7 protein-coding genes and 2 tRNA genes are annotated in these 13,745 nt (G+C 31.2%); 1 reads left to right on the forward strand and 8 read right to left on the reverse strand.

All coding sequences use genetic code 11. From position 1 onward, the window contains the following. Positions 1-69: 69 nt before the first annotated feature. A tRNA-Cys gene (locus RYK99_RS00885) sits at positions 70-143 on the reverse strand. A gap of 19 nt (positions 144-162) precedes the next feature. Beyond that, positions 163-238 (reverse strand) — tRNA-His (locus RYK99_RS00890). A 418-nt stretch (positions 239-656) separates the two neighbouring features. On the opposite strand from RYK99_RS00890, the gene RYK99_RS00895 reads away from it, so the two are divergent. Beyond that, entirely contained in the window at positions 657-1,649 is a 993-nt protein-coding gene (locus RYK99_RS00895; protein ID WP_314989282.1) for an ornithine cyclodeaminase family protein, read from the forward strand. 51 nt (positions 1,650-1,700) lie between these two features. Here the strand turns inward: RYK99_RS00895 and RYK99_RS00900 are convergent, their stop codons facing one another. The 6 genes from RYK99_RS00900 to RYK99_RS00925 all read right to left on the reverse strand — a co-directional run bounded on the left by RYK99_RS00900 (position 1,701) and on the right by RYK99_RS00925 (position 13,678). Then, positions 1,701-2,084, reverse strand: coding sequence for a VOC family protein (locus tag RYK99_RS00900; RefSeq protein WP_314989284.1), 384 nt, complete (start codon positions 2,082-2,084; stop codon positions 1,701-1,703). After that, entirely contained in the window at positions 2,077-2,838 is a 762-nt protein-coding gene (locus tag RYK99_RS00905) for a copper homeostasis protein CutC (protein WP_314989286.1), read from the reverse strand. Before RYK99_RS00905 ends, RYK99_RS00900 begins: the two co-directional genes overlap by 8 nt. A gap of 137 nt (positions 2,839-2,975) precedes the next feature. Then, positions 2,976-9,188 (reverse strand): ZmpA/ZmpB/ZmpC family metallo-endopeptidase, encoded by a 6,213-nt coding sequence (locus tag RYK99_RS00910; protein ID WP_314989288.1) that lies wholly within the window; start codon positions 9,186-9,188, stop codon positions 2,976-2,978. 256 nt (positions 9,189-9,444) lie between these two features. After that, the gene (locus RYK99_RS00915) at positions 9,445-11,184 is read right to left on the reverse strand and encodes an ABC transporter ATP-binding protein (RefSeq protein ID WP_314989290.1); all 1,740 of its coding nucleotides are present in this window, start codon (positions 11,182-11,184) and stop codon (positions 9,445-9,447) included. After that, positions 11,171-12,931 carry an ABC transporter transmembrane domain-containing protein gene (locus RYK99_RS00920; RefSeq protein WP_314989291.1) on the reverse strand — a complete coding sequence of 587 codons (1,761 nt, stop codon included), beginning with the start codon at positions 12,929-12,931 and terminating at the stop codon, positions 11,171-11,173. The genes RYK99_RS00915 and RYK99_RS00920 overlap by 14 nt, the downstream gene beginning before the upstream one ends. Continuing rightward, positions 12,932-13,678 (reverse strand): NAD-dependent protein deacylase, encoded by a 747-nt coding sequence (locus RYK99_RS00925; RefSeq protein ID WP_314989293.1) that lies wholly within the window; start codon positions 13,676-13,678, stop codon positions 12,932-12,934. Positions 13,679-13,745: the final 67 nt, after the last annotated feature.

A 13,745-nucleotide genomic window follows, 5' to 3' on the forward strand; every position in this document is an offset into this window, starting at 1 on the left:
ATAATAAATAATATAATAAAACCCGTAATTTAGGCATAAAAAAAACACCTTTGAAAAGATGATTTAAATTGGAGGCGGCTACCGGATTTGAACCGGTGATCAAGGTTTTGCAGACCCGTGCCTTACCACTTGGCTAAGCCGCCTTACTGTATTTAATTTTAATGGGGCGGCTGAGGGGAATCGAACCCCCGAATGTCGGAACCACAATCCGATGCGTTAACCACTTCGCCACAGCCGCCATATTTAACAACAATATTTATTATACATTTTCCATCAAATTATGTCAAGAACTTTTTAAGATATTTTTTATAATTCAATCTAAAATACTTATTCTAATATTAATCTTAATTAATTATACATTTAACTACAAACACGGATATTTTATGGGGCTGACCCAAAATCTCTAAATTTTAACAAGATTTATATGAAAACTCATAGACGCAGTGGTTTATTGATATCTAAATACGCTTTATAAAAGCTTTTTAGATATCTAATAAACTGTGTGGGGGCGACTCGACAAAATCGATTTCTGAGTCACTCCCATATATTCTAATGATTTTTTATTATATTATTCTTATATTTCAACTATCTCTTACTATACTTCTCTCATCATGATATAATTATTATATAAATAAACAGACTGGGAGAATACAATTATGATAATTTTAAATAAAGAAAATGTTCAAAAATGCATCTCTATGGAAAAAGCCATTGAAATTTGTAAAGAAGCCGCTAAAAATTATAGTTTAAATAAAACAGATATTCCTCTGAGGACTCCTATTATATCTGAAAGAAATAATGGACAAGTATTATTTATGCCTGGAAAAATATCTTCTGAATCAGATAGCATTGGAATAAAAATAGTATCAGTTTACCCTGATAATTCTTTAATAAACTTGCCTTCTGTTCCTTCTACTATGATTACTTTAGATGAAAAAACAGGTATCGTAAATGGAATTATAGACGGAACTTATTTAACAGCTTTACGAACAGCCGCTTTACAAGGTGCTGCTATTGATTTATTAGCCAATAAAGATAGCAAAATAGCAACACTAATCGGTACAGGTGGACAAGCTTTTGAACAAGCTCGTGCTTTACTAACAATAAGAAATCTCTCAGAACTCAGAGTCGTTGCAAGAAACTTCGAAAAAACTAAGAAATTTGTAGAAAAACTCAAAGAAGAACTTATTGATTTTTCTACTAACATTATTGCCTACGAAAATGTTAATGATGCTACTATTGATTCAGATATAATAACTACAGTAACTACTTCATTAACACCAACCTTCTCTGCTAAACACTTAAAACAAGGAGTTCATATTAACGGAATAGGGTCATTTACTTACGATATGGTTGAACTTCCTTCTGAAATAATAAATTCTAACAATAAAATTTACTTTGATACAAAAGATGGTGTTCTTAGTGAAGCTGGCGACATACTTCAACCTTTAGAAAACAAACTAATTTCTCTCAAAGATTTCAAAGGAGAACTTGGAGAACTAGTTTTAAATTCTATTGAAGGTCGAACTAGTAAAGATGAAATGACAATCTTCAAATCAGTTGGGAGTGCCGTATTTGATATAGCATGCGCCGACTATATAATAAAAGAGGCCATAAAAGCAAATATCGGAACAAAAATTGATATATAAATTATATAAAATAAAACTCCTTTTCCATAGCGGTTCAGGAGTTTTATTTTATTATTCATGTATTTCTAAAGGTAATCCATCTGGATCAAAGAAAAATGCCATCTTTTTATTATCAAAATCATCATATCTTAATGATTCATGAATAATACCAAGTTCATCAAACTTTTCTAATACCTTCTCGACATCATCAACTCTAAACGCTAAATGTCTTAACCCTGTATGTTCTGGATTTGGCATCTTCGGTCTAATCGGTGCATCTTCTTTTATAAAAATTTCTAATACTAAATTACCCTGTTGTACATTTATAATAATATCATTTTTATCTTTTCTATTGTACTCACTTATTACTTTAAACCCTAATTTATCCACATAAAACTCTCTAGTTTTTTTATAATTAGTTCCAATAATCGCTATATGATGAATATTACTAAACATTAATCTCTTCCTTATTTATATTTCTAACTATTTCTATCGCTTTTGCTAATTGTACAGGATCAACTTCTTCAAAATCCCCTTTTTCTGTGTATCTATAAGTTACATCGTCAGCAGTTGTCGTTACGTCTACCCCATACTTTTTAAATGTTCCATGCACCTGTGTAACCCCTGTTTTAGTAATAATTTTTTCGATATTGTCCGTTGAAATACCAGCACCTGCAAGTATTTCTATATGTTGACCATATTTTTCTTGAAGATATTTTAACAACTTAGCACCCCTATTAACATTCGCTCCTAGTCCACTCGTTAAAACTCTAGTACAACCAAGACCTATTAAACGCTGTAGGTTATACTCTGGTTCATCTGAACAATCAAACGCTCTATGAAAAACACTCTCTACTCCAAAACTATCACAAAGCTCTATCATTTTCTCAGTTTCAATCCAATCAATCTTCCTATCTTCAGTAAGGAACCCAAAAACTATTCCATTAGCACCATGTTTTAAAAGTTCTTTTGCTTCTCTAAACATTTGTTCTTTTTCTAATTTAGAATAACAAAAACCGCCTCCCCTTGGTCTCACCATCGCCATTATAGGAATTTCTACTCCACTTTCAAGTACCATATCTAGAACAGTTGTTGTAGGTGTTAATCCTCCTAAGTAGCTAGCACTAATTAACTCTATTCTATCAGCACCTTCACTTTGAGCAATTAAACAATCTTGAACACTATTTGCACACACTTCAACTTTTATCATAATTGAAATCTCCTTTTAACTCTTTGACTCTATTATATCACACTTCAAAAAAACAATAAAAATTTATTCTTTATATGTAATAAGGATATGAGACATAAAATCTCATATCCTTATTATTAAGAGTATTATAAAATATTTTATTCTTCTCCAAAAATAGAAGTTCTGAAATCTTTAGTTTTATCAAGATACGCTTTAAAGATTGCTCGTTTAAGTTTATGAACTCTACTTTGTTCAAGATACATTTTTGCTAGTTCATCTTCCGCATCAGCTTTGACCGCTTCAGTTATCATATTACGAAGCATATCTATATTAGTTATTGTTACCCTACTATTTCTTGAGAAACTTACATTTGGATTATAAAAGCTAATACTTATTAGATTTTTGAATTTAGCTTTTCGCTCTTCATACATCGCTTTTTTAAATTCTACCCAAGATGAGTAACGATTATTAAATACTTTTTGAAGTACTAACTCATCAGTTACATTACCGACTTCCTTACCATATGACTTAATCACTTTACCTTTTGCTTTTGCTTCTTCCGCATATTGATTAGAAATATATGGTACCATACCATCTTTAAATCCTTTCGCAGCTAACAATTCAAACGCCATGCGTCGTCCCATTAAATCACCCGGTGTTCCTTCATTATTACTTAAAGCTGCATATATTGGTGAAAATAGTTTAATTGTATAATAACCATTTCGTTTAAAGGTATTATCATTTCCATTTTCATATTCTCTCCTTGTAATAACATCATTTTCAATTAAACTGTTAAATGATGTTAATTTATTTAGCTCGTTTTCATTTAAGTAACGAACAACATTAGTTGCATAAACTTTACTTCCATCTGGATCTATTTCAAATTTATTTTCTATTTTTCTTAACAATTCATTTTTCTTAGAAATATCTAAGTTAACAACTGCATTACCTTCTAGATATTCTAGCATATAAATTACATCAAACAAATTATGCATATATTTTTGTAAATCTTCAGCATTCTTAAAGCGTTCCGTAGGATCATTAACCTGAAGTCTAGTTGGATTCTCTGATTCTTCATATTTCAAAATAGAGTTAATCGTAATAGTAGGATCATATGGATGATCAGGAGCTTGTAACAATCCTTTAGCATAAAACTCTGGTCCAAGTCCATTTCTTCTTCCATATCCTCCAAGATAAATTTCTCTATCTGAGTTATGAGTCATTTCGTGTGTGTAAGTTACCGCACCATCTTTATCAAGCATGCGATATGCCATATAATAGAATGCATCTCCTGTAGCGTATGCTCCATTAGAATTATGAACAACATTATTTCCTGCCGGACCGAAGAAATGTTTTATTGCTGAATGATCAGTTTCAAAATCAGCTTGGTATGTAACTTTATCTTCCATTTCATCTGTACCAAATCTAAATGCATCATAGACTAGAACACTTCTATATAATTTTTCTTTATTTTTATCATCTAATATTTTATACCAATAATCATAGTGATCTCTAAATCTAACAGCCGCTTCTTTAGCTTTTGTTTCAACATAGTCATTTAAATTATTTCCTGCTGGATGTTCTTTACTTCTATATCTATCATAAGCACCAAAACCTATTGTCGAAATGTTCGCTATAATAAACACCGATTTTTCAGGTAATGTTAATAGCGGCAACACCATACTTGGATATTTCCATGATGGGCTAGTTAATCTATCATATACCCCTATAGATTGTGGAGTCCCTGCTTTTGATTGTTTATCACTTACCTCTTTAATCGTAGATTTTTCTTCTACAATATAAGCTTTAGTTTGATCTTTGAACCACTCGTTATTTGTTTTATCTGGCACGAAAGCTTTTCTATATTTTTCTAATGCATCAAATAAATTATTAGTTTTATAATTTTTCGCTAATAATACATTATAAGTTATAACATTATTTTTTGCTAGTAGATTATTATATCCAGATTTACCTAGTTCGATAACATTATCTAACGCTGAGCTATTTGATTTTCCGAAGAAATCCAAGTGATACATAACTAAATCTTTTGCTTTTGTTTCACCATATTTAAAATTGTACCAACGCTCTAAGTATGTTAATCCTAAAAGTAATGCTTCCTTATTATTTTTAATTTTCTCGATTACATAATTATCTATTATCTTATTGTTATTTTGTGCTATTGCAGCGTCTGCAGTAAGAAGTTTTGTCAAACTATCTTTCAAATTAGTTTTTGTAGTATTGAACTGTTCTTCTAAATATAACTCCGTTAAGCTAACATCATTAGAAACATCTAATACTTTTCTTATTGCCTCTGATTTATATTCTACACTATTTAATGCTGGTAATACTTTTTCCAAAATATTATCATAATTGCGAAGTAATGTATTCGGTGTATAAATTAAATTTGTATTACCTATTCTATACTCTGCTACATTTGAAAAATCACTTTGATGTTCTAAATTTATCGTTTCTGTTGTATTGTCCGCGTAATATAGTAATAGTTTATTTATACTTGATTTATCTTTGTTAATATCACTAATTACTTCATTATTTTTCATAGGAACTACAGATAATAATTCTTTATTATAAAGATTACTACTTGTCTCTACTAAATTCCCGTACTTAACTATTGTCTCTCTATTGTAGAATGGTAATAGTTTTTCTATGTTTTTATATACTTTTTCTTTAGATGAAACGGCATTTTCAAGTTTTTTATAGTCAGTTACATATCTAGAAGAAAAATTAAAATCTTCTGTTTTAATAGTATTTTTTGTAACAAAAGCAGCTTTTTTCTCTCTAATCTGTGCGTCTTCTAATACTTCTCCTCTTTGAACTGTAGAATCCTTAGTTAAGATTTCATCATCTTCTTGTACTACGTTCACAACCTTATTATTTTTATTGCTATATACATGATTTGCTTGCATGTTAGTGAAATCTTTTCCAGTTATTGCATTACCGTTCGTAACATTAACATCACTTAGTACATTAGTAAGTCGACCAGATTTCTCTAATCCTCCTACTGGATCCCAAAGATTACCAACTACTCCACCAACATTTGCAAAACGTTGAACATTATTAAGATTTCCTTCAGCGTAGCTATTACTAATTAGTGCACTATCTTCTACTGCACCAGCTATTCCACCAATAGATTGATCCCCTTTAGTTGCGTTTGATGCTAAATCAATTGATGCAAACGACTTATCTATTAATCCCCTCGAACCAGAAAGTTTACCTACTAAACCTCCTATTTGATAACTAGCAACGGTTTTATATGTATTAGTTATTCTACCTGTATAGCTACTGTTAGAAATAGTAGAATTATTTACTTGTGATACTAATCCTCCTATTTCATGTTCCCCGGCTATTGCTCCATCAACATGAACATTTTCAATACGAGTATCGTTAATTGCTTCCTTCGCTATTGTCGCAGCATTGTATTTTTCAGAAACATTAGCATCTTTTAGTGAAAGATTTTGTACTCTAGCATTACTTAAAACATTAAATAATGGCTTTTTCAGATTATATATAGCATAATACTTATTACTATTTTGACCTATTAGTCTACCGTGGAATACATTCTTCACATAACTTTCTTGACCATCTGGAAGTTCAACTTCACGAGCATCCATAGTTGCACCTAAGCGAAACTCTCCATTTGGATTATTATTCATTGCATCGACTAAATTTTTGAATGATGTATAAACTCCCGCTTCACTTTTCTGCGTTTTTGGTAAATAGTATGTATAATTTTCTAGTACTTTATCATTTTCATGTTGTATCAGATTATTTACACTCGCTACAATCTTATAAACATCTTTATTATCTTTATTATCATTAGTAATACTTGTAACTGGAAGCATCACATCTTTAAAGTTCTCTGATTTAACTTTCATAAAGTAATTTTCTGGATTATTTGGTAAAGACGCAAGTGAAGTTACATGACGATACTTAGTACCATCTTTTGAATATAGTTCAACAGAAGAAATATTTCTAAGTTCTAATTTTTTAACAATTTCTTTCTCTTCATTAGTGTCATCTTTTTTCTCATCTTTATGACGTTCAAGAGCATCATATTTAGGTGTAATTTCTTTACCATTTATAATACTTCTAATCCAAGCTAATTGTGTTGGAGATAAAATCAATCCTCCTGAACGATTTTCAGCTCCATTTTGGTGTATACCAATGACTTCTCCTTTAGAGTTAAAGATTCCTCCACCACTCATACCAGCTTTTCCACCTTGGTATTGGACCCCATAAGTATTATTAGCGTATTTTTGTTCCATTTCTACAGTAGTATCTTTTAAGTGAGTATACTCTCCTCTAGGATAACCATACACATTTAACTTATCATTAACATTTACTTTAGAGTAATTTTCTACTAAGTTGGCATATGGTCTTCTTGTAGATTCAGGTAATTTAATAACTGCTAAATCGTAGATAAATCCTTTTGGATAATCTTTTTGATTATAGAAGTGTATATCGTTTGATGTGAATGAACCTTTTTGTCCATCAGGTGTTTGCCATTCATATGTGTTTTTAGCTTTATCTCCTCTAAATTCACCAGTAGTGTTATCTGAAGAATTATTAATAAAATTATGCGCTACTGTCACCAATACATTAGGAGCTATAAAAGTAGCTGAACCCGTTCCTGATAATACTTTGTTGTCTTTAACAAAACTCATTCGAAGAAGTGCACTAGCATTTTTTTCTACATTATTGTTTTCTGTTGTATTGTTAGACTCTACCGCAGGTTTTGGACTCTCTGTTTTCGGTGATTCGATTTTCCCTGTGTATTCTTTTGGTGGCTCTACTTTTTCTGGTTCAACTATTGCTCCAGATTGTACTCCTGTGTACTCTTTCGGTGATTCTACCTTCTCTGGTTCGACTATTTCCCCTGCTTGTACTCCTGTATACTCTTTTGGCGGATTTACCTTCTCAGGTTCCACTATCGATCCAGATTGTACTCCTGTATATTCCTTCGGTGGCTCTACTTTTTCTGGCTCAACAATTGCTCCGGCTTGTATTCCTGTATACTCTTTCGGCGCTTCCACTTTCGCTGGTTCGACTATCGCTCCAGATTGTACTCCTGTATATTCCTTCGGTGGTTCTACTTTCTCTGGTTCTACCAATGCTCCAGAAGTAACTCCACCATATTGTGTCTCTACTTTTTCTGGTTCGACTATTGCTCCAGCTTGTACTCCCGTATACTCTTTCGGTGCTTCTGTTTTTGCTGGTTCGACTATTGCTCCGGCCTGTACTCCTGTGTACTCAGGTTTTACTTCGACAGCTGGTTTTACTAATTTTTCACCTTTTGGAGTAACAGTACTGACTACTTTTTTCGTTCCTTTTTCTATAATTTCTGAAACCGGTGCTTCTGTATTAGTAGAAATTAACTCTCTAGAAACTTCTTTTCCCTCTACGGTAAATGTTCTAATAACCTCAATCTTTTTACCTGCTTGTCCATGTTGCTTTACTCTTGTTGTTCCTTCAGGTAACTGGTTATTATTTTCTATAACTTGATTATATTGTATAGGCGTTTCTACTGTTTTATCAGTATATAATAATTCAGGTTTAGTCAGTTTTCCAGCTAACACTTCATCTTGAGGATTCACTGTATTAACCCCTAATACTTTTCTATCTTCTTTTTTATCAACATTATTTGATGTTGTTTTATTTTCCTGTTTTATTTCTGTTGCATTTGTATTCGTAATTCTATTTAATTGTGGTTGTTTTTTAGTATTTTGTTGTGACGTAACATTTTCTTTAACTTCTTCATTTACTTTTTTAGTTTCACCTTCATTTTTAATAAATCCAACAAAACTATATCCAGGAATCGAAGAAATCTTAGGAAGTTTATCTCCAACTTTAAGGTTATAATCCATGTTATAGATTGATAATTTTAAGTCTTCCATAGCTCTAACCGGTAACTCTAGAGTAGTCGTTCCCATACTAGTAACTAACAGTATTGATAGTATTTTACGTGATTTATTTTTACCTTTTGCTACAACAACTACTAATAGTCCTAGCATTCCTCCTAGGATCATGCTTCCTACTCCATAATTTAAACCAGTATTAGGTAATTTATTTAGTTGTGTTGTTTGGGTTGGTTTAAATACTAAGTAATATGTTTCTTCCGTGTTATTTACAATACTCGGTACTTCTTTTTTTACCAACTCCTTCTCTTTATCTGTAAGATTGTCCTCTCCCACATATTTGTAGTGAACCACTGCATTATCCGCAGCTCTTACAATATTTTCTTCAGGTTGAATAGTTGACACCATAAAAAAAGATCCTATTGTCATCGAACAAACTCCAATAGTTAATTTTCTTAGTGAAAACTTATTTTGTTTTTCCCCTAAAAATTTTTTCAACTGTATACCCTTCTTTCATAATATGATACTAAGATTAATTTTGTTTATAATTAATACATTAATTGTAAGCTTTTTCTAGATTAAATGCAAGAAAATAGCTATAAGTTCTATGTTTTTATTAATTACAATTTATTTTTAATATAATAATTTACTCATTACATTTAATACTTTAAATTTATGTTAACCAACACTATATATAACTTCAGTTTTCAAAATAAAAAAACTGGAAGTTACTTAATTCACTTCCAGTTAAATTCTATTTATTTAACATACCAGCCTGAAGTTGGTACATTTTGTAATAATTTCCTTTTAGAGCTATTAACTCTTCGTGTGTTCCAGATTCAATAATCTCACCTTTATCTAATACATATATACAGTTAGACTCTTGAATAGTAGATAATCTATGAGCAATCGCTATAGTCGTTCTACCTTTTCTCATTTTTTCAAGAGAATTTTGAATCAGTTCTTCAGTTTCAGAGTCGATATTTGCAGTTGCTTCATCAAGTATAAGAATTTTCGGCTTACTAGCTATAGTTCTAGCAAATGTCAGAAGTTGTCTTTCTCCACTAGAAAAAGTTGAACCTCTTTCTGTAACAATACTATCATACTTATCCTCTAGTTTGTCAATAAAGTTATGTGCATCGACAAACTTAGCCGCTTCTATAACATCTTCTCTTGTTAAACTTTCGTTATACATCTTAATATTAGACTCTACAGTTCCATGATATAGGAATGGATCTTGTAGAACTAATCCAACACTATTTCTCAGTTCTTTAGCACTGTAGTCTTTTATATCAACACCATCAATTAGTATTTCTCCTCTATCATAATCATAGAATCTTAGGAATAGATTCATAATAGAAGATTTACCAGAACCAGTAGCTCCAACAAACGCTATACTCTCTCCATTTTTAACGCTAAATGAAATATTTTTAAGAACATCTCGTTTACCATCATAAGAGAAGCTAACATTTTTGAACTCTATATCACCACGAGAAATTTTATAGTCACTCTCTTTTTGCTCAGGCTCATATTCTTCATTATCTATTAATGTAAAAACACGTCCTGCAGAAATTATAGATGTTTGAAGAATCGAGAAATTTTGCATAAGTTCAATTAACGGATTGAAAAGTTGATTCGTATATTGAATAAATGCATAAATTATCCCAGCTGTAAAACCAGCGCTCTCAAAACTTAACCCAAAGTACGTAACAATAACTCCATATGCTAATACTTTGAATAACGCCATAGCAGGTCGTAGTAACAAACTATCAACTTTTAATGATTTAGTGTAATAACGAAGGTGTTCATTATTAACCTCTCCAAATTCATCTATTAAACGTTGTTCTTGGTTAAATGCTTGAATTATCTTCATACCTTCGATTGATTCAGATAACTTCGTATTCATTTCACTAATTTTCGCTCGAGAAATTTCTATAAGTTTACTAGATAACTTCTGATACATATATACAGAACCAACCATAACAGGAATGAATAATATCATATAAATAGTAAGTTGCCAACTTAAAGCAATCATCGCAGAAAGTGTTACTACAAACATAAGAATAGTATTTAAGAAACTAGAGAAAATCGTTCCAAACATATCTGCAACAGCTTGTGTATCATTAGTTAATCTTGATACTACAGAACCTACAGGCGTTTTATCGAAATATGACATTCCTAATTTTTGCAAATTAATAAAACTATCATTTCTCAAATCTCTTACTATACTATGAGCTACTCTTGCAAAGTAGAATTCACCTAAAAATGTAAACACTACTCTTAGAATAAATAACCCAAAATAAATTATTAATATATATAACCCTGCTTTAGCTATATTTTTTGTAATAAAATTATCAATATAATACTGTGCTAAAAGAGGAATTGCTGTCGCTACTATAGAAGTTAGTAGTATAAATAATAATGCTAATATCGATAGTCCTTTATATCGGAACATATAGCGCATTAATCTAAAAAATGTTTTACTTTTCGACATCTTCACTTCCTCCTTTCAAGTTTTCTTCCATCTGTTGACTTTCATAAGTCTCTTTATACCAACCGTTATTTGCTATTAACTCATCGTGAGTACCTTTTTCAATAATAGTATCATCACCTAAAACAATTATTAAATCAGCTTCAACAACCGCAGATAGTCTGTGAGCAGTAATTATATTAGTTTGACCACTACGTTGTTCTTTTAAGTTTTCTAAAATAATGTGCTCCGTCTTAGCATCGACAGCAGATAACGAATCATCGAGGATTAGAATCTCAGGATTAATAATCAAAGCACGACTCATAGCTAAACGTTGTTTTTGACCACCAGAAAGACTAACACCTTTTTCACCAACGATCGTATCAAACTTCTCTGGCATAGCCATAATATCATCATACAGTCCACAAATTTTTGTAATCTCTTCTACCTTCTTATCATCGATTTGAGGATTAGCAAAACGAATATTTTCTTTAATCGACATAGCGAATAGTACCTGATCTTGCGGTACATATCCGATAAGTTTTCTTAAGTCACTTAGACTGTAGTCAGCAATATCTCTATTATTAAGTAAGATATTACCCAACTTAATATTGAATTCTCTTAGTAACAATCTTAGTAACGTAGTTTTACCTGAACCAGTCACACCTACAATACCTAGAGTTTGACCTTTTTCAATAGCAAACATAATATCTTTCAGTACAGGCTTACCTTCTTCAAATTCAAAGTTGTTGATATTATACTCTAATCTTCCATTTTCAGCTTTAACTTTACTATCTAAATTAGTATTTACATCATTTACTTCATCTAATAAACTCTCAATACGTTTATAAGACACCTCACCACGTTGTGATATATTGTATAACCAACCAATTGCTTGAAGCGGCCATACTAACATATCAAGATATGTAACGAAAGTTACTAACTCACCAACAGATAACTCTCCATTAGAAACAAAGATACCACCAAAGACAAGAGTAAGTGTATAAGATAACCCAACGAAGATTAATACCATTGGATCAAATAAAGAATTATACTTAGCAGCAATAACATTCTTTCCGAATACTTTTTTATTAACTTCTTTAAAACTCTTAATTTCATCGTTACCATAACCGAATGATTTCGTAACTTTTATCCCTGAAACACTTTCTTGAACCTTATTATTCAAATCAGAAAAAGATTCTTGCGCTTCTTCAAAACTCTCATAGTTTTTATCTCCAATATAGTTAGTAGCATACGCTAAAAATGGTAAGGGAATAATCGCTATTAAAGTTAATTTGAAATCTATTAAGAATATCATCGTAAATAGTGTAACTAAAGCTGTAATACTAGCATCAACTGCAGACATTACTCCACCACCTGCAACCATTGCTACTGAGTTTATATCATTTGTTGCATGTGCCATTAAATCTCCAGTACGGTACTTTTGGAAGAATGATGGTGACATCTTTGTAAAATGTTCGAATAATCTTGATCTTAAAATACGACCTAAATTATATGCTGCACCAAAAATATACACACGCCAAACATAACGAAGAGCATACATAGCCAGAGCAGCTAATACTAAATAACCAACATTTAAAAATAGCTGACTATTCGTCAGATTCCCCGATTCAATTCTATCAATTACTGTACCGATAACTTTCGGTGGAATCAAGTTGAAAATACTTACTAAAATCAAGGCTATAATACCAATACTATAACGTTTCTTTTCTAGCTTCATAAACCAAGCTAATTTTCTAAATAAATACATCTACAGTCCTCCTTCTCTTTCTTCTAATTTCGAGAAGACTTCACCGATTTTTCCATTAATAACAAGATCTGCCATATTATCCTGTGGTGTAGAAGTTTTATTAATAACAATCAAATGCTTACCTCTAAAATAATGTAATAAGTTAGCAGCAGGATACACACTTAATGAAGTTCCGCCAATGATTAATACATCAGCTTTTTCTATAAAGTTAATCGCAGCATTAAATACCGTCATATCAAGTTCTTCTTCATAAAGAGTTACATAAGGTTTTATAACCCCACCACATTTACCACAACTAGGTATTTCTTCAGTCTTAGCTAAGAAATCCTCTAAATTATAAAAAGACTTACACTTCGTACAATAGTTTGCATCCACACTTCCATGTAGTTTCAAAACATTTTTACTTCCTGCTTGTTCATGAAGTGTGTCTATATTTTGAGTAACAACAGCTTTTAACTTACCTTGTTTTTCTAACTCCGCTAAATAATAATGCGCCTTATTCGGTTTAGCATCAGGATAGACCAAATGCTTCTTATAAAAATCAAAGAAATCTACAGGATACTTAACGAACATCGTTCTTGATACTAGCTGTTCTGGAGTGAAATGACGATTAAGTTCTACACTAAATACACCATTAGCACTTCTAAAATCTGGAATATCAGATTCTGTAGATACACCAGCACCACCAAAAAAGACAATATTATCGTTAGATTTTATTATTTCTCTTAGTTTTTCTATATTATTCATAATACTACCTCCTTATAATATTATAAAAGCCATGAAAAGAAGGAAACTCTTACTTAAGTCTCCTTCT

Origin of the sequence: uncultured Gemella sp., assembly GCF_963537375.1 — a bacterium.
Taxonomy (GTDB): domain Bacteria; phylum Bacillota; class Bacilli; order Staphylococcales; family Gemellaceae; genus Gemella.

Bases quoted from the DNA above. Each gene is read 5' to 3' on its own strand.
- RYK99_RS00915 (WP_314989290.1), bottom strand. From the start codon at position 11,184: ATGTCGAAAAGTAAAACATTTTTTAGATTAATGCGCTATATGTTCCGA.
- RYK99_RS00920 (WP_314989291.1), bottom strand. From the start codon at position 12,931: ATGTATTTATTTAGAAAATTAGCTTGGTTTATGAAGCTAGAAAAGAAA.
- RYK99_RS00905 (WP_314989286.1), bottom strand. From the start codon at position 2,838: ATGATAAAAGTTGAAGTGTGTGCAAATAGTGTTCAAGATTGTTTAATT.
- RYK99_RS00895 (WP_314989282.1), top strand. From the start codon at position 657: ATGATAATTTTAAATAAAGAAAATGTTCAAAAATGCATCTCTATGGAA.
- RYK99_RS00925 (WP_314989293.1), bottom strand. From the start codon at position 13,678: ATGAATAATATAGAAAAACTAAGAGAAATAATAAAATCTAACGATAAT.
- RYK99_RS00900 (WP_314989284.1), bottom strand. From the start codon at position 2,084: ATGTTTAGTAATATTCATCATATAGCGATTATTGGAACTAATTATAAA.